The organism is Janthinobacterium sp. PSRC1-1 (assembly GCF_049897525.1).
Taxonomy (GTDB): Bacteria; Pseudomonadota; Gammaproteobacteria; order Burkholderiales; family Burkholderiaceae_D; genus Janthinobacterium; species Janthinobacterium tructae.
The window spans coordinates 128420-144369 of record NZ_JAFCWK010000007.1; the positions used below are offsets into that span (position 1 = coordinate 128420).

Genomic DNA, 15950 nt, shown 5'->3' on the forward strand with positions numbered 1-15950 from the left:
GCCCTGCGTGGATGTTCCGTCAAAGAAATGTGGAGATTCGATGGAGAGCGCGAAGAATGCTAGACTATTTCAATGAACTATCATCACAGCGCCAGCCAGCCCTCCTTTCTTGCCACAACGCCCCCTTCCGCCCTCGTCCTGATCGCCGAAGATGAACCGCAAATCGCCCGCATCCTCGCCGGTTACCTGGAGCGCGACGGCTACCGCACGGCCTTCGCCCTGGACGGCCAGGAAGCGCTGCAGCAGCACCTGGCGCTGGCGCCGGACCTGCTGCTGCTCGACGTGCAGATGCCCAGGGTCGATGGCTGGGGCGTGCTGGCCGAAGTACGGCGGCGCGGCGAGACGCCCGTCATCATGCTGACGGCGCGCGACCAGGATGCCGACAAACTGGCCGCCCTGCGCGTGGGCGCCGACGACTACATCATCAAGCCCTTCAATCCGGCCGAGGTGGTGGCGCGCGTGGCGGCCGTGCTGCGCCGCTCGCGCGTGCGCCACCACCCGGTGGGCGGCCAGCGCCTGCGCTGCGGCCCCATCGACATCGACCAGGAAACGTATGTGGCCAGCGTGCTGCGCGATGGCGCGCCCGTGCCCTTGAGCCTGACCTTGACGGAATTTCGCCTGCTGGCGCATCTGGCGCGCACGCCGCGCCGCGTCTGCAGCCGCCTGGAATTGCTGGAGTCGTGCATGCCCGAGAGCAATTCGATGGAACGCACGGTGGACAGCCACGTCAGCAAGCTGCGCAAGAAACTGGAAGAAGCGGGCGTGATGAACATGCCGGCCAGCCTGCGCGGCGTGGGCTACCGGCTGGAAAGCGACTGATGCGCTTCACGGGCCTGAACCGGCAGATCGTGCTGTCGATGTCCGTGCTGATGGTCAGCAGCATCCTGATCATCTGGATGGGCTCATGGATCTTCTTTGCCGTCGCCTTCAAGATCGACCCCGAGATGCTGTCCGAGCCGGACGACTGGTCGCCCAGCACCGTCGAATGGCTGTGGATCTTCGCCATCACCATCTTCGGCCTGGGCCTGGCGGCTTTTTTCGCCATCAAGCTGGCCGCGCGCATCTTGAAACCGATCAATTCCGTGATGGACAGCGTGCGCCGCGTGGCGCATGGCGACCTGTCCGCGCGCGCCTTCGCGGGCGACCGCAGCCTGGGCGAGACGGCCATGCTGGTCGATGACTTCAACAGCATGGCCGAGCGCCTGCAGCGGGCGGCCAAGGAAAGCGAAACGTGGAATGCGGCCATCGCGCATGAATTGCGCACGCCCGTGACTATCCTGCGCGGCACCTTGCAAGGCGTCGTCGATGGCGTCTTCAAACCCGAGGAAGTGCCGTTTTCCAGCCTGCTGGCGCAAGTCGAGGACCTGGGCCGCCTGATCGAGGATTTGCGCACCCTGAGCCTGGCCGACAGCGGCCACATGCAGCTGCGCATGGCGTGGACGGACCTGACCCTGGAAATCGAGGAAGTGCGCCGGCTGCTGGCGCCCGACATGGCAGCGGCCGGCTTTAGCCTGCAATTGCACCTGTCCGACCATCCCGTCTGCTGCGACGCGGCGCGCATCCGGCAAATCGTGCTGGCCCTGCTCGACAACGCGCGCCGCTATGCGCATCCGGGCCTGCTGCGCGTGCGCACGCGCGTGCAGGCCGGCCAGTATTACCTGAGCGTCGAGGATGCGGGCCCCGGCATTGCCGAGGAACTGGCGCCGCACGTATTCGAAGCGTTTCGCCGCGGCGACAGCGATGGCGGCGACCTGCATGCGGGCAGCGGCCTGGGCCTGGCCGTGGTCGAAGCCATCGCCCGCGCGCATGGCGGCAGCGCGGCCTGCACGCGCGGCAAGGCGGGCGGCAGCGTGTTTACCGTCAAGTGGCCGGTCGAGCATGCGGTGCCGCCGGCCGCTGGCTGACTCGCTACCAGCAACATGAGCTTGCCTTGCCTGGCCTGTAGACAACCATGCCTGGCTGCGCTAACTTGATTAAGCAAGACAGCTTCTTTGCCCCCTTGCACTTGAAATGCCGGAATCCGCTATCATTTCCAATCTGAACTATTCATTATGAAAAGGATTGACATGTCCGCACTGCTCGAAACACTGCAATGGCGCTACGCCACCAAGAAGATGGACCCGACGAAAACGGTGCCGCAAGACAAGGTCGAGCGCATCCTGGAAGCCGTGCGCCTGACGGCCAGCTCCAGCGGGCTGCACCCGTATGAAGTGTTCGTCGTGACGAATCCGGCCCTGCGCGAGCAGATCAAGCCGCATGCATGGAACCAGTCGCAAGTGACGGACGCCTCGCATCTGCTGGTGTTTGCCGCCTGGGACAATTACACGGTGGAACGCATCAACCAGCGCTTTGACCTGGTCAACGAGGTGCGCGGCTTCAAGAATGAAGGCTGGGAAGCGTACCGCCAGCAGATCCTGGCCACGTATCCGCAGCGCGACGCGGAAACCAACTACCAGCACGCGGCGCGCCAGGCGTATATCGGCGTGGGCACGGCCCTGATCGCCGCGGCGCAGGAACAGGTCGATTCGACACCGATGGAAGGTTTTGATCCGGCCAAGGTCGATGACATCCTGAACCTGCGCGCCAAAGGCCTGCGCTCCGTCGTCATGCTGCCGCTGGGCTACCGCGCCGACGAAGGCGACTGGCTGGTGGACCTGAAAAAAGTGCGCCCTGCGCGCGAGCAGTTCATCACCGAGCTGGCGTAAGCGCCCCGAGCGTGACTGAAAAGCGGATGCCCTCACCGGCAGCCGCTTTTTTTTTTGCTGTCAGGCGGGCTGCGGAAAGCGCACCGTCACCTGCAAGCCCCGTCCCGCCTCGCCGTCGGCCAGCGCAATGTCCGCCTGGTGGTGCTCGGCGATGTGGCGCACGATGGACAGGCCCAGGCCGCAGCCCCACGCGTCGTTGCCGTCGGGACGGAAGAAGCGGTCGAACAGGCGCGCATGGTGCTGGCGCGGCACGCCGGGGCCGTTGTCGGACACGCGCAGCAGGGGCCGGCCCTCTTCCAGCGCCGCCTGCAAATCGACCCTGCCGCCGTGCTGCGTGTAGCGCAAGGCGTTGTCGATCAGGTTATTCAGCAACACTTGCAAGCCGTCGGGATCGGCCTGCACCAGCACCCTGGCCGGCAGCGTTTCCAGCACGCCCAGGTCGATTTCACGGCTGTCGGCCAGCGCGCTGTGGTCGGCCACGGCCGCTTCCAGCAACTGTCCCAGATCAACAGTTTGCAGCTGGCTGGCCGTCAGCGCCGTTTCATGGCGCGCCAGGCTGAGCAATTGGCGCACCAGGTGCGTGCTGCGGTCCAGCCGTTCGTGCAGCCGCGCCAGCGCCACGCGGCGTTCTTCCTCGCTGCCGGCCCGCTCGGCCACCTGCAGCTGCAGTTTCAGCGCCGTCAGCGGCGAACGCAATTCATGCGCCGCATCGGCGACAAAGGTGCGCTGCGCCGTCAGCGCCGCCTCGAACCGCCGCATCAAGCCATTCAGCGCCAGCGCCACGGGCCGCAACTCGGGCGGCATGTCGTCGGCCGCCAGCGGCGTGAGGGCGTCGGGCGAACGGCCCGCTACGGATTCGGCCAGCCGGTGCAGCGGCGCCAGCGCGCGCCCCACCACGGCGACGATCAGCAGCGCCAGGATCAGCGCGAACAACAGCAGGGGCGCGCCGGCGCGCATGGTCATTTGCCAGGCCAGCTGGTCGCGCACGGCCTGCGCCTGCGCCACCTGCACGTAGCGGCCGCGCCGCGTCTCGCCATACAGGCGCCAGTCTTCGCCGCGCAACGTGACATCGGCAAAGCCGGCCAGTGTATAGCGCGGCAGTACCGGCTGGTCAGGCAAGACGGGCAAGGGCTGCCCATCCTCGTCCCACGCCTGCAGCACGAATGCTTCCTCCGGCTCTTGCGCGGCCGGCGACCCCGTCTGCGGCTCGAACTCGTCGGGCAAGGCCACGGCCAGCTGGCGCAGCTGCAAGTCGGCCAGTTCATTGGATTCTTCCAACAGCGAGCGGAACAGCGAAATGCCGGCGCCGAGCACGCACAGCAAGGTGGCCGCCAGCAGACCGAGCAGCAATTGGCGGCGGATGGTCAGCAAGATGCCGCCCGCATCTTGTAGCCCACGCCGCGCACGGTCTGGATGCAGTCCGCGCCGAGCTTCTTGCGCAGCTGGTACACGTACACATCGACGGTATTGCTTTCCACTTCGCTATCCCAGCCGTACAGTTTTTCGCCAAGTTGCCGTTTAGACACCACCTTGCCCGGATGGTCGAGCAAGGCGCGCAGCACGGAAAACTCGCGCGGCGCCAGCTTGACCTGTGCGCCTTCGCAGGTGACGTCGTGGCTGGCCAGGTCCAGGGTCAGCGCGCCATGCTCGATGACGGAGCGCGAACGGCTGACCCGGCGGCGCAGCAGCGCGCGTATGCGCGCCAGCAATTCATCGAGGTCGAACGGCTTGACCAGGTAATCGTCGGCGCCGCTGTCGAGTCCCTCGACGCGGGCCGGCGTGCCGTCGCGCGCCGTGATGATCAGCACGGGCAACTCGGCGCCCCGCGCGCGCATGGCGCGCAGCACCTCCATGCCCTCCTTGCCGGGCAAGCCCAGGTCCAGCAGCATCAGGTCGTAAGCGAAGCCGGCCAGCGCCAGCTCCGCATCGTGGCCGTCGCGTACCCAGTCCACGGCATAGCACTCGCCGCGCAAGCCCTCGACCAGGCTTTCCCCGATCATCGGATCATCTTCCACCAGCAACACGCGCACCCGGGCCCTCACAATCGCACAAAATAGCGACATCTTACCTTGGCTGGCGCAAGCCGGCTTGGCGCTGGCTGCGCTACCGCGGCCATCCACACCAGGTGGCAAGGGTTGCCAATGTTCCTGTACGCCTAAGCGGCCTCCTGCGGATAATTGACGTCAGCCAAAGCCGGCGCCGCAGTCAATGTCTTACAGATCCGGGTTGCGGTGCAAGGTCACGTCCCCTTCGGTGGCTGTGGCCGCGTGCGCATCGACAGGCGGCATGGTCACGACGGGCCTGGCGTTGACGTACCAGTCGCTGTCGAACTGGATGTAGGGATTGGTCTTGGTGATCGCGCCGTCCTGCTGCTGCGTCAGACTGGCCTGTGGTTGCTGTGGCTGGCGCTCCGGCGTCATCTTCATGTTATCGCCGGCGCCATGGCTGCGCATGTCGAGCGGGATGTGATGGTCGTAGACGAATGATTCAATGGAGCCAGGCACGCCCTTCAACGCTTGCCAGGCGGGATTCTGGTAATTGCCCCACGGGTTCTGCGGTTTCAGGAACACCAGCACGGTCTTGCCTCGCATCTCGTCCGATTCCATGTTGTAGCAGATGTTAATTTGCGTAACCATCATTTGCTCCCTGCTCTGGATCTGGCCGGACTCAAGAAAAACAGCGCCGGACGACGAGTCCGCGATTTCCTCTGGCGCTGGTCATCACTGCAAACGATGCGGCGGCGCTGGCCTGGCAGTGGCAGGATCAGGAGCAAGCTGAAAAATTGATTTTAAGCAAGTAAATTTCCAATTATAATTATATGGTATTGCCTGTCTCGCAATTCTCTCCAAAAGTAACCATGACAAGGATTGCACTATTGCCTGCCATGCAAAGGTGTGGCCCTGCTTGACTTTCCGGGTCCGATTCATTAACTTGGTAGTAAAAAAGCGTGTCGTCAGCGCCCTTGCCACTGTCCCTCACAGACCTCGCCCGCCGGCCTGCCCCGGCGCCCACTCCACTGCACGTTTTCACATAGATGGGTCACCAGGCCATGCCGACACTCGATCATTCCCCGGCCCATCCGCTGGCCACGGCGCTGGCGCTCTCGCTGGGCGCCGCCGTCGCGCTGGGCCTGTCGCGCTTTTCGTATGGCTTGCTGCTGCCGCCCATGCGCGCCGACCTGGGCTGGTCCTACCTGCTGGCCGGGGCCATGAACACCTTCAATGCGCTCGGCTATTTTCTGGGCGCCCTGGCCACGCCGGCCCTGATGCGCCGCCTGGGCGTGTGGCGACTGCTGATGACCGGCTGCGTGCTGGCCAGCGTCTTCATGCTGATGTCGGGCCTGGTCAGCGATACGACCACCCTGTTCCTGCAGCGCGTGTGCGCGGGCGTGGCCAGCGCCTTCATTTTCATCGCCGGCGGCGTGCTGGCGGCGCGGCTCGGTTCCATGCACAGCCAGCGCGCCGGCTTCTACATCGGCCTGTATTACGGCGGCACGGGCTTCGGCATTGCGCTGTCGGCCCTGCTGGTGCCGGCGGCGCTGGCGGCCGCCCAGGAGCATGGCGCCGCGCATGCCTGGCAATGGCCCTGGCTGGCACTGGGCATCGCCTGCCTGCTCGCCACCGCCATCATGGCCCTGCCGGCGAAAGCCATCGGCGAAGCGCCGCGCGCCCTCGACACGCCACGGCGCTTCGCCTGGCGCGATTTCGCCCCCAGCCTGGCCGGCTACTTCATGTTTGGCGTCGGCTATATCGGCTACATGACCTTCGTCATCGCCCTGCTCAAGCAGCAAGGCATGCCACCGGCGCGCATCACCGTGTTCTACACCCTGCTGGGCCTGGCGGTCGTGGCGTCGTCGCGCATCTGGGCCCGCATGCTCGACCGCTACAAAGGCGGCGAATCGCTGGCGATCCTGAACGCCGTGCTGGGCACGGTGACCATCCTGCCGGCACTGACCAGCTACGTTCCCGTCGTGTTCCTCTCCGGCCTGGTCTTCGGCGCCGTCTTCCTGTCGGTGGTGGCCTCGACGACGGCCCTGGTGCGGCATAATCTGCCGCAGCAATCGTGGACGGCCGGCATCACCGCCTACACGACCGTGTTCGCCCTCGGCCAGATCGTCGGTCCCATCGCGGTCGGCTGGATCGCCGACGGCCCGGCAGGACTGGAGCGGGGCTTGATCGCCTCGGCCATCGCCCTCTTCATCGGCGCCGCATTGGCCGCGCGGCAAAAGGCGCTGGGCTTGCCCGCATAGTAGACTGCCGCATTGACCACCTTCGCAGAAAGATCACGATGAATACCAATGCACGGAAAGCCCCGGCAACGATGGATGCCGAAACGCTGGAATTCATCCAGGGCCTGTTTGCCCTGGTGCGCGAAGGCGACACGCAGCAACTGGGCGCCATGCTCGCGCAAGGCGTACCCGTCAACTTCCGCAACGAAAAAGGCGACAGCCTGATCATGCTGGCCAGCTACCTCGGCCACCTGGAAACGTCGCGCCTGCTGCTCGAAGCGGGCGCCGACGCCAACGTGCCCAACGACCAGGGCCAGACACCGCTGGCCGGCGTGGCCTACAAGGGCTACCTGGAGATCGCCGAGCTGCTGCTCAAGCATGGCGCCAAGGTGGAAGGCGCCAGCCCGGACGGCAAGACACCGCTGATGATGGCCGCCATGTTCAACCGCCTGGCCATCTTCGAGTTGCTGCTGCAACACGGCGCGCGCATCGATGCAGTGGACAGCCGCGGCATGACTGCCGTTTCGCTGGCCAAGTCCATGAACGCACAGGAGACGCTGGCGCGCCTGGTCGGTATGGGGCAGACGACAGAGTAGTTGAGGCAGATATCGCCGGCAGTTTTGCGACTGCCACCAAGCAGTTCATCCATTTCTGCTATCAAAGCCTGTCCTGGAGAGTTCAGGAAGCGCTCTGCCCTATCATCGTTTCTCCGGAAGGGGAAGGCAAGCGTCTTGGCGCAACTCGCGCCGCACACGCTGGCGTACGTCGTCCATGCCGATTTCCTCGCTGCCGCGACGCAGGCAAGCCAATGCTGCGTGGCGCGGCACGTTGATGATGGCGCTGCCGCTCAGTTCAAATTCGCCGGCCAGCGCATCGAGCGCGCAATCCGGTGCCAGCCGGCACGGCGGTGCGTGGGCGCCCTGCCACAGCCGCAGGCGCGCGGTGCGGCCCGGCATCGCACACGCGGGACGGGGTCAGATCCGGCATTCGTCCACGATCTCAACATTGGCCGTGCCGACCCGCAGAAAATTGCGCTTTATACAGCGACGTCGCTGACCCGCTCCGACGGTTTGGCATTCATAGCGCTCGCAGAACGTTTTAGCCTCAAGACAATGCCATTGGACTATCCGCCGCCATTGATCCAGTCCGACGGCAAGGAAGACGAATCAAGGGATGCCGCCATGCCGCTCCCGAGCGGTAAAATCAATGCTGTTGACCAGGCTGAGGCTAGCAAAACGCTCTCGTTCATTTCCTCATTGTGAAGACAGCTAGGCCACAGCCGGTCATTCACGAGCGTTGTATATTGAAAGGCAATATGTATGTCTGGCAACACCCATGTTTCTGAGCGGCTCAAAAGCTGCCGCGAAAATCTTCGTATCTCACAAGTGCTGCTTGCCGAACTGGCGGGCATCAATCCCACGCAACTGTATCGCTATGAATCAGGCAAAGCCAAACTGCCTATGGACGCGGCAGAAAAGATTGCCGCTGCCCTCGACGTCAGCACCGCTTGGCTTGTGCATGGGACGTTGCCCATCGCCAGAGGGACGCAAATCGACCCGCCAGTGCCGGCCGGAGGGGCGCTAATCCTGAGTTTTCTGGAACTTCCCCCCGTGCTTGCCTCCGCCGTGAAGCGCCTGTCCATGCAAAATGGCAGCACCGTAGAAATAGAGCTGCTGGACCTCGCGCGTCAAGGCCTCGAAGCCATGCAAAAAAAAGCCGTGGATTGCGCCGAGTCCGCAAGCAAGAGCGAGAAATAGCCAGATCACTACCTGTCCAGTCCCGTTTGATCACAGACGCGTTGAACAAAGAGATCCGGCTTCTCCTGTTGCCATTTCTTGATGGCCCGAATCGGTCTTTTTCCATCAATCGCCCGTTGCGGGATATGGTGAACACCCAGCGTGTGGCACGGTCGATGGCAGCGAACAAATAGCGGCGTGACGACTCGCCGGCCATCTGCGGGCCAGGCCATCCAACAAGACCTTGGCGCGAAATAGAGGCCAACTGCGAATTGGAATATGATCGCACGGAACTAAACTGCCAGATGTCGCCAAATCGCTGCGTCGATCTGAATGAGCCTTGTCGAAAATATTTACACCTGTTGATTTTCAGCTGTAATGGACTTGCTGGCGTTTTAACCTAACGCATTGATTTTAAAAATTTTTCATCTACCGTACCAGATATTGGCACAAGAAATGCATATCCATATCTGGGCATGCCATTTTTTAAATGAATTCTTGCAGGTTCGCGGGAATCAAAAGCACATGAAAAAACCATCCGTTTATTCTTTTTTCCCGCAATCCATGCCACGAGGTGAGTCTCACGGTGGCCTCGGTACGTTACTCGCCACGCGCGCCATCGAACATGCACCTGGTTCGGCGATCCGCCATATTGATCAGGTCGTTTTGCATCCTGGCGCGACGATCGGTGCCCATCAACATGGCAGCGACAACGAGGAAATTTATGTGGTCATATCGGGTGGTGGGACGATGTTAATCGAAGACATGGAGCTCGATGTTGCCGCTGGAGACGTCGTACACAACCCACCAAATGGTCGGCATGGCTTTGTCAACAACAAGAGTCAGGATGCGTGGCTGGTCGTGATCGAAGTCGCCCATGCGGACACTTCAAACTGGCTTAAAGGAGCGGCGCAATGAACGCAGTGATCCAGCAAAAGAGTGCCATGCCTCACAAAATGAACGACGGCCTGGGTATCACGCACACTCATCTGAACTGTGAGAAACGGGTCAGCGCTCCAGTAGTGGAATGCGATATTACGCCACAGACATTGATAGAGCATGGTCCGCCTTGCACCAGCGGTCGCGCTATCGTCTTTGCAGACAGCGAAGTCTGGCAGCGTCTCGATTCATGGCTGGGTGGGACATTTAACGCCGCATACGCCGACGTGCAGGTTGTGCGCCTGCCCGGCGGCGAAGCGTGCAAAAGCCTGGACAGCTTGCATCATGTGCTGGCGCAAATGGCAGCGATGCAGATCGTGCGGCGCGGTGATGCCTTATTTGCCTTGGGCGGGGGAAGCGTGCTCGATGTTGTCGGCTTCGCCGCATCGATCTTCAGGCGCGGCGTGCGGCTGACAAAGATACCTACCTCGCTGTTGGCGCAGGTCGATGCCGCAATCAGTTTGAAGAATGCGATCAACCTCGGCAAAGGCAAGAATCTGGTGGGCAGTTTTGCACCACCACACAGCGTGCTCGTTGATTTCCGTTTTCTCGACACGCTGGCGCTCAGGCATCGGTCGAACGGGATGGCAGAAATCATCAAATTGGGCCTGATGGTCGACGCCCCGCTCATCAACGCGCTGGCCATCGCAAGCAAGCGGCCGATGGAGTCGCCTTCGACAATGTACACGATTTTCAGGCAGGCCATCACCGGCATGGCCTGTCAACTCAATCGCGACCCGTATGAACAGCTTTTGCAGCGCGCTGTCGACTTCGGCCATTGGTTAAGCCCGCAACTGGAGATGGCCGACAACACGCTGCTGCATGGCGAGGCTGTGGCCATCGACATGGCCATTTCACTGACAGTATCGCTGCACCGCGGCCACATGTCACCGAAGGCGTGGACATTTGCGCTAGGGTTGTTATCGTCCTGGAATCTTCCCTTGTCGCATGATGCGCTCGATTCGACTCTGGTGAAAGACTCACTGAAGCGCACGCTGCAGCACCGTGGAGGGGTGCAAAACATTCCCATGTGTATGGGCATAGGCAGTCATGAATTTTTCGACGATCTGCGCAGCGACGAGGTGCTCCAGGCGCACACCCGACTGGTAAACAATCCGCCCACAATTGCCGGCCCTATGTCCGTCGGCATGACGCCTGTCGCCACTCGATAAGGTCAAGTAGCCATGCCATCGACCAGACTGCTGGAGTTCATCGAACTGGTTATTTCGACAGCGCAGGCCGGGCTGACATTCTCCAAGGATAGCTTCGACATAGAGCGCTACTTGACCTTGCGCCAAACCGCTACCGAGATTTTGGCGCATCACGAGAACCTGGCGCCGGCAGAAGTTGGTCGCTGGCTGGCGCTCGACAACGGCTACCCGACCCCGAAGCTCGACGTTCGGGCGATGATCATGGACGAGCACGAGCACATTTTGCTGGTGCGCGAAAAGGCCGATGCCCGCTGGACGCTACCCGGTGGCTGGTGCGACATCGGCAGGTCGGCAGCCGAGGCGGTGGTCCGCGAAGTGCGCGAAGAGGCCGGTCTGCAAGTGGCCCCGGTGCGTCTGCTGGCCCTGCTGGACAAGCACAAGCAGCGCCATCCGCCCCAGATGCCGCATGCCTACAAGGCATTTTTCCTTTGTCAGGTCGAGGGTGGCGCGTTGCTGCAATCGACCGCCGAGACGTCGGGCGCCGCCTACTTCCGTGCTGCCGCGCTGCCGGAACTGTCGCTTGACCGCGTGCTGCCGGGGCAGATACAGGCATTGCATGCCAGGGTGCTGGCGGGGCATGCCGCTGCACTCTTCGATTAACAAGTCGCGCTCGCTTGGAGTCTTCCGATGCACAGTACCCTTGCCATCAACATCGGCGGCAGCACAGTCAAATGGGCTTGGTTCACGGCTGCGCCGACAGCGCCGGTCAGCGCGCAAACCATGCCCACGCCGATGATGCGGGGTGGCTTCCATGATTTTCTGGCCGACATGGCGTGCCCCGGCATGCGACAGCCCGACCGCGTCTGCATCGGTTTTCCGGGACCGGTCGATGCCCATGGCCGCGTTTCCAGCGCCTGCACCTGGGCGCCGGGAGAAAACCTGGGCGATTTCGACATCGCTGCGGAAGTGGGCCGGGTATGGCCGCAGGCCCGCACATCGGTGATCAACGACGTGTCGGCTTATGGATGCTTCTTGCTGCGCGAGCGCTATCAGGATTTTTGCGTGCTCAATATCGGCTCGGGCATCGGTTCAAAACTGTATGCCGGCGGGCGCCAATTGCTGGGACCTGGATCGAGAGGAGGTGAAATAGGACACTGGGTGGATGCGGCCATTCCGGCCGAATTGCGCTGCGATTGCGGCGGTGCGCAGCACATCGGTGGCATGTCATCGGGCCGCGGCGTGCTGCGCTACGTCCAGTTGCAGGCGCAACTGCACCCGGAACAATATGCGCGCTCGCGCCTGTCGCTGGCCGCACCGCAGCCAGCGCAATTGACCGCATTCGACATCGTGGCGACGGTGCAGGATCCGTTTACCCGTTCCTTGGTGGCACAGGCACTGGCGCCGCTGGCACGCGCCGCCGCCCTGATCCACCTCGCTTCTGGCTGTGAATGTTTCGTGCTGGTCGGCGGCTTTGCCGAAGCCCTCGGCCAGCTGCTGCCTGCCGTGCTGGCCGAAAGCAGTGCAGCGCATTGCTGGGCCAACGGCTTCGACTGGCAAGGTGCGTATTCGGTACTGCCAAACGAAGTGAGCGCATCGCTGATCGGACTGTACTGGCATGAGGCACAACATGACCACGCATGAGCGGACGGCGGCAATGCTACCGCCCGAAGGCGCCGATCGGATTCAGGTGGGTCGAGTGCGGCTGGCCAGCAGCGATCTGTTGCTCCGCTTGAATGCGCTGCTGCGCCAGTTAAGCAGCAGTGCGGCGCCGCTGACCATGACTGCTCTGCAACATCTGATCGACGCCGATGGCAGCGTCCTGTTTGCTGCAACCTGCGACGGCGAGATCGTCGGAACCATATGCCTGGCGCTCTCGCACTGTCCCAGCGGCACCCGCGCCTTCATCGAGGATCTGGTTGTCGAACAGGCAAGACGGCGCATCGGCGTCGCCGATGCGCTCGCCCGCGCGGCGCTCGAGCATGCCCGGCAGCAAGGCGCCAGGAGCGTCGACTTGACGTGCCGGCCAGAACGACTGGCAGCGAATCGGCTCTACCAGAAGCTGGGCTTCAAGGTGCGTTCGACCAATTTCTACCGTCTGGATTGCTGATGAACAATCTATTCCAGTGCGCGGACCGAACCGCGGCAAGAGCCAGCGTGCTGATCATGGCCGGCGGGCAGTCCCGCCGCATGCGCCAGGCAGTCGACCAAACCCACAAAGCCTTGATGCCGATACTCGGACTGCCGATGATAGAGCGCAACCTGTGCTGGCTGCTGGCGCTCGGTTTCAGCGATTTGTACGTGGCCGTCGCTGCGATCGAGACTGCGCTGATCAGCCACATCTTGCAACGCTGCCAACCGCTTGCTGCCGCCTTCGGCGCTCATTTGGCAATATTGATCGAGCCTTCGCCGCTGGGGACGCTAGGAGCGTGCCGCCTGTGCCCTGACGTTGGCGATCTGCTGGTTGTGAATGTCGATAATCTGACCAGCATCGATCTGCTAGCCATGCTGGAATTGCACCGGCGCCGCTCGGCGGCCATGACCATCGCCTCCCACGTCGAAACTTTTTGCATGCCATTCGGGCAACTGGTACTGGAACATGACAGCGTGTTGCAACTGCGGGAAAAGCCCGAGTCCGCCTACCAAATTTCCAGTGGAACCTACGTCTTGGCTCCCAGGGCCCGTGAAGCGATTGCCGCAAATTGCCGTACTGGTCCGCTCGAGTTGTTCGGCGATCTCCGTCGAAACGGGCAAGCCACGCTGGCGTACCGCCATGCTGCACTCTGGATCGACGTCAACGATGCCGACACGCTGGCGCGGGCCAGATCGCTGGTCGCATCGCATCATGCTGAACTCGACTGCCCCTGGCCGGAACCCGCGAGCGAGCGTGTTCTGCTGTGCAGTGCAGACAAGTCGGCGCTGCTGATCAGCCGCCCTCGCCTGCTGCCGCATCCTCCGGCAGTGCCGCGCCCGCGTTGGCCACAGGCCACATTCATCGCGTCGTTCGACGAGGCACAGCTCGACGGAAAAGTGACGCGATGCCATCTGTTTGAGCGCCGGCCGGCCGCTGGCGCCAGCCTGCCTGGTTTTCGGCCGCTGCGGGAAGATGCGGCATTGCAAACCAGCCGGATCGAGGCCCGTTGCCTAGCTTATCAAGATCAAGCCAGCCGGCAGGTGGCATCATGAACCTGCAGGCACGCACGATCGCCGTCACCGGTGCAGACGGCTTCATCGGCTCGGCGCTGGTCGCCGCACTGCTGGCTGCCGGCGCCACTGTGCGCGCGTTCAGCGGCCCGCTCCATGCCGGCTCCAAGGAGTTGCCGACACAAGCATGGCACAGCCGTGCCGACATCACCGAACTGGCCTCTTTGCGCCAGGCATTCGATGGCGCCGACACCTTGGTCCATCTGGCAGGCCCGCCGTCAGTGGCGCATTCGCTGCGCCATCCGCTCGAGCATGCACGGGCCCACGTGCTCGGCACTGCGGCGGTGCTGCAAGCAAGTCAGGATCTGGGCATCCGACGCCTGATCTATCTGTCCTCTGCCGAAGTGTATGGTCAAGCGCACGGCACCGCGCCAGTGACCGAGGAGCAGCCGCTGGCGCCGCGCTCGCCCTACGCCGCGTGCAAGATCGCCGCCGAACAGTTGATCCGTGCCTCGGCCAGCTGCAACGGCTTGCACAGCATCATCCTGCGTCCATTCTCGATCTACGGCCCGGGCATGACAGCGGCGTCGCTGATCGGCATGCTGATGGGCCAGTTGGCGCAGCGCCATGCGCTCAGCGTTCACGACTGGCGGCCGGTGCGTGACTATTGCCACTTGGACGATCTGGTACGCGCCGTGCTGCAGTCGTGCGATGCCGATATGCCCATGCCGCTGACGTTGAACATCGGCAGCGGGCAAGGGACATCGGTTCGTAGGCTCGTCGACACCTTGCTGTCGGTGGCCGGTTACCAGTTGCCGCTGCTCGAACGGCCGGCCGACAGGCGTGCACACGGCAGCGATATCCTTTACCTGGTAGCGGATGTACAGCGCGCCCGGACAGCGCTCGGTTGGGCACCGCAGATATCGCTGCACGATGGCTTGCTGCGCCTGATGCGCGAGGCCGATGGCCGCAACACCGGTGGCGCCACGGCGCCAGCCTTGCTGCCTGCGAGTACAGAATGAAACGCATCCTCATCACCGGCGCACAGGGATTTCTCGGCCGCTATCTGGTGCGGGCGCTGGACCGCTCCGGCATGACCATCGAGATGCTCGGTCTGGGCCGCTCACCCGCGAGCGAGCACTGCTTCACCCACCGGCTCGATTGGCTGGGCCACAACCGGCCCGCCCCGCTTCCGCATGACCCGGATGGACCGATTCGATCGCCCTACTGCTACCGACAGGTCGACATATGCGACCAGTCTGCGCTGGTCGCACTGTTCAGCGAATTTCAGCCGCACTGGGTGTTCCACCTGGCCTCGGGTCTACGCGATGACAGCCCCGCCGGCCTGTGCCGCACCAATGTGGAAGGGAGCACGGTGCTGACGCAAGCGCTGGTGGACGCCGGCTGCCGGCCCGAAAAGGTCGTGTACGGATCCAGCGGCAGTGTCTATGGCGTGCCGCGCCAGTTGCCGCTGGACGAAGATGCGGCTACCGAGCCCTGCAATCTGTACGGTATCACCAAGCTGGCCGGCGAAAGGAGCAGCCGCCTGCTCACAGACCAGAACGAGCTTCCCGCAGTCTGGGCGCGCCTGTTCAATCTGGTCGGTCCAGGGCAGGATGAACGTCACGTCTGCGGCTACTTTGCCGGCAGCCTGGCGCACATGCTGACATCGGCCCGGGCGCGCCGGATGAGCGTGGGACCGCTGACAGCCACACGGGATTTCATCGATGTGCGCGACGCGGCGCGCGCGCTGGTGTTGCTGGCCAGCGCGGGCCAACCCGGCCAGACCTACAACATTGCGAGCGGGTACGAGGTGGCGATCAGCGAAGTGCTTGCCAGCCTGTTGCAGCACGCGGGACTGACGGATCAGGTGCGGATCGACGAAGCAACGGCCAGAGCGGGGGATGTGGCGCGTCATGTGGCCGATGTCAAGCGCCTCAAGCGCATCGGTTTTGCGCCGCAGATGAGCTTGCACCGCAGCCTGCACGACTTGTTGAATTACTACACGACGCAAGTAGCCTGCGCCGCCATCCTGACAACCTGAAAGAAA

At 63.1% G+C, this 15950-nt stretch carries 18 protein-coding genes; 15 read left to right on the forward strand and 3 right to left on the reverse strand.

Features of this window, described 5'->3' with window-relative positions; all coding sequences use genetic code 11:
- The first annotated feature begins 72 nt into the window (after positions 1-72).
- The 3 genes from ACP7DW_RS16940 to ACP7DW_RS16950 all read left to right on the forward strand — a co-directional run bounded on the left by ACP7DW_RS16940 (position 73) and on the right by ACP7DW_RS16950 (position 2705).
- Positions 73-819 (forward strand): response regulator, encoded by a 747-nt coding sequence (locus ACP7DW_RS16940; RefSeq protein WP_426055861.1) that lies wholly within the window; start codon positions 73-75, stop codon positions 817-819.
- Complete coding sequence (locus tag ACP7DW_RS16945; protein WP_426055862.1) at positions 819-1904, forward strand: ATP-binding protein; 1086 nt, start codon at positions 819-821, stop codon at positions 1902-1904. Before ACP7DW_RS16940 ends, ACP7DW_RS16945 begins: the two co-directional genes overlap by 1 nt.
- A gap of 162 nt (positions 1905-2066) precedes the next feature.
- The gene (locus ACP7DW_RS16950) at positions 2067-2705 is read left to right on the forward strand and encodes an NAD(P)H-dependent oxidoreductase (protein ID WP_426055863.1); all 639 of its coding nucleotides are present in this window, start codon (positions 2067-2069) and stop codon (positions 2703-2705) included.
- A gap of 60 nt (positions 2706-2765) precedes the next feature.
- Here ACP7DW_RS16950 and ACP7DW_RS16955 read toward each other — a convergent pair whose 3' ends face one another.
- The 3 genes from ACP7DW_RS16955 to ACP7DW_RS16965 form a co-directional block, all read right to left on the reverse strand.
- A complete protein-coding gene (locus ACP7DW_RS16955) occupies positions 2766-4076 on the reverse strand; it encodes an ATP-binding protein (RefSeq protein WP_426055864.1) in 1311 nt (436 codons plus the stop codon).
- Positions 4070-4735, reverse strand: a complete 666-nt coding sequence (locus ACP7DW_RS16960) for a response regulator (protein ID WP_426055865.1) — start codon at positions 4733-4735, stop codon at positions 4070-4072. The genes ACP7DW_RS16955 and ACP7DW_RS16960 overlap by 7 nt, the downstream gene beginning before the upstream one ends.
- Before the next feature lie 183 nt (positions 4736-4918).
- Complete coding sequence (locus ACP7DW_RS16965; RefSeq protein ID WP_426055866.1) at positions 4919-5341, reverse strand: hypothetical protein; 423 nt, start codon at positions 5339-5341, stop codon at positions 4919-4921.
- A 413-nt stretch (positions 5342-5754) separates the two neighbouring features.
- On the opposite strand from ACP7DW_RS16965, the gene ACP7DW_RS16970 reads away from it, so the two are divergent.
- The 12 genes from ACP7DW_RS16970 to ACP7DW_RS17025 all read left to right on the forward strand — a co-directional run bounded on the left by ACP7DW_RS16970 (position 5755) and on the right by ACP7DW_RS17025 (position 15944).
- Positions 5755-6954 (forward strand): YbfB/YjiJ family MFS transporter, encoded by a 1200-nt coding sequence (locus ACP7DW_RS16970; RefSeq protein WP_426055867.1) that lies wholly within the window; start codon positions 5755-5757, stop codon positions 6952-6954.
- Between the two features lie 38 nt (positions 6955-6992).
- Positions 6993-7529: an ankyrin repeat domain-containing protein gene (locus ACP7DW_RS16975; protein ID WP_426055868.1), complete on the forward strand. Its 537-nt coding sequence runs from the start codon at positions 6993-6995 to the stop codon at positions 7527-7529.
- 135 nt (positions 7530-7664) lie between these two features.
- Positions 7665-8195: a hypothetical protein gene (locus ACP7DW_RS16980; RefSeq protein WP_426055869.1), complete on the forward strand. Its 531-nt coding sequence runs from the start codon at positions 7665-7667 to the stop codon at positions 8193-8195.
- Positions 8196-8252: 57 nt separating this feature from the next.
- A complete protein-coding gene (locus ACP7DW_RS16985) occupies positions 8253-8690 on the forward strand; it encodes a helix-turn-helix domain-containing protein (RefSeq protein ID WP_426055870.1) in 438 nt (145 codons plus the stop codon).
- A 435-nt stretch (positions 8691-9125) separates the two neighbouring features.
- A complete protein-coding gene (locus ACP7DW_RS16990; RefSeq protein ID WP_426055871.1) occupies positions 9126-9587 on the forward strand; it encodes a cupin domain-containing protein in 462 nt (153 codons plus the stop codon).
- On the forward strand, positions 9584-10780 hold the full coding sequence (locus ACP7DW_RS16995; RefSeq protein ID WP_426055872.1) for a 3-dehydroquinate synthase family protein: 1197 nt from the start codon (positions 9584-9586) through the stop codon (positions 10778-10780). The genes ACP7DW_RS16990 and ACP7DW_RS16995 overlap by 4 nt, the downstream gene beginning before the upstream one ends.
- Positions 10781-10792: 12 nt before the next feature.
- Entirely contained in the window at positions 10793-11419 is a 627-nt protein-coding gene (locus tag ACP7DW_RS17000) for an NUDIX hydrolase (RefSeq protein ID WP_426055873.1), read from the forward strand.
- 27 nt (positions 11420-11446) lie between these two features.
- Positions 11447-12400 carry an ROK family protein gene (locus tag ACP7DW_RS17005; protein WP_426055874.1) on the forward strand — a complete coding sequence of 318 codons (954 nt, stop codon included), beginning with the start codon at positions 11447-11449 and terminating at the stop codon, positions 12398-12400.
- Positions 12387-12866 carry a GNAT family N-acetyltransferase gene (locus ACP7DW_RS17010; RefSeq protein WP_426055875.1) on the forward strand — a complete coding sequence of 160 codons (480 nt, stop codon included), beginning with the start codon at positions 12387-12389 and terminating at the stop codon, positions 12864-12866. Before ACP7DW_RS17005 ends, ACP7DW_RS17010 begins: the two co-directional genes overlap by 14 nt.
- Positions 12866-13942 (forward strand): nucleotidyltransferase family protein, encoded by a 1077-nt coding sequence (locus ACP7DW_RS17015; RefSeq protein ID WP_426055876.1) that lies wholly within the window; start codon positions 12866-12868, stop codon positions 13940-13942. Before ACP7DW_RS17010 ends, ACP7DW_RS17015 begins: the two co-directional genes overlap by 1 nt.
- Entirely contained in the window at positions 13939-14922 is a 984-nt protein-coding gene (locus tag ACP7DW_RS17020) for an NAD-dependent epimerase/dehydratase family protein (protein ID WP_426055877.1), read from the forward strand. Before ACP7DW_RS17015 ends, ACP7DW_RS17020 begins: the two co-directional genes overlap by 4 nt.
- On the forward strand, positions 14919-15944 hold the full coding sequence (locus tag ACP7DW_RS17025) for an NAD-dependent epimerase/dehydratase family protein (RefSeq protein ID WP_426055878.1): 1026 nt from the start codon (positions 14919-14921) through the stop codon (positions 15942-15944). The genes ACP7DW_RS17020 and ACP7DW_RS17025 overlap by 4 nt, the downstream gene beginning before the upstream one ends.
- Positions 15945-15950: the final 6 nt, after the last annotated feature.

Coding starts and splice junctions, on each gene's coding strand:
- ACP7DW_RS16965 (WP_426055866.1), bottom strand. CDS start 5,341: ATGGTTACGCAAATTAACATCTGCTACAACATGGAATCGGACGAGATG.
- ACP7DW_RS17015 (WP_426055876.1), top strand. CDS start 12,866: ATGAACAATCTATTCCAGTGCGCGGACCGAACCGCGGCAAGAGCCAGC.
- ACP7DW_RS17025 (WP_426055878.1), top strand. CDS start 14,919: ATGAAACGCATCCTCATCACCGGCGCACAGGGATTTCTCGGCCGCTAT.
- ACP7DW_RS16990 (WP_426055871.1), top strand. CDS start 9,126: ATGCATATCCATATCTGGGCATGCCATTTTTTAAATGAATTCTTGCAG.
- ACP7DW_RS17000 (WP_426055873.1), top strand. CDS start 10,793: ATGCCATCGACCAGACTGCTGGAGTTCATCGAACTGGTTATTTCGACA.
- ACP7DW_RS16995 (WP_426055872.1), top strand. CDS start 9,584: ATGAACGCAGTGATCCAGCAAAAGAGTGCCATGCCTCACAAAATGAAC.
- ACP7DW_RS16985 (WP_426055870.1), top strand. CDS start 8,253: ATGTCTGGCAACACCCATGTTTCTGAGCGGCTCAAAAGCTGCCGCGAA.
- ACP7DW_RS16975 (WP_426055868.1), top strand. CDS start 6,993: ATGAATACCAATGCACGGAAAGCCCCGGCAACGATGGATGCCGAAACG.
- ACP7DW_RS16950 (WP_426055863.1), top strand. CDS start 2,067: ATGTCCGCACTGCTCGAAACACTGCAATGGCGCTACGCCACCAAGAAG.
- ACP7DW_RS17010 (WP_426055875.1), top strand. CDS start 12,387: ATGACCACGCATGAGCGGACGGCGGCAATGCTACCGCCCGAAGGCGCC.
- ACP7DW_RS16940 (WP_426055861.1), top strand. CDS start 73: ATGAACTATCATCACAGCGCCAGCCAGCCCTCCTTTCTTGCCACAACG.
- ACP7DW_RS17020 (WP_426055877.1), top strand. CDS start 13,939: ATGAACCTGCAGGCACGCACGATCGCCGTCACCGGTGCAGACGGCTTC.
- ACP7DW_RS16970 (WP_426055867.1), top strand. CDS start 5,755: ATGCCGACACTCGATCATTCCCCGGCCCATCCGCTGGCCACGGCGCTG.
- ACP7DW_RS17005 (WP_426055874.1), top strand. CDS start 11,447: ATGCACAGTACCCTTGCCATCAACATCGGCGGCAGCACAGTCAAATGG.
- ACP7DW_RS16945 (WP_426055862.1), top strand. CDS start 819: ATGCGCTTCACGGGCCTGAACCGGCAGATCGTGCTGTCGATGTCCGTG.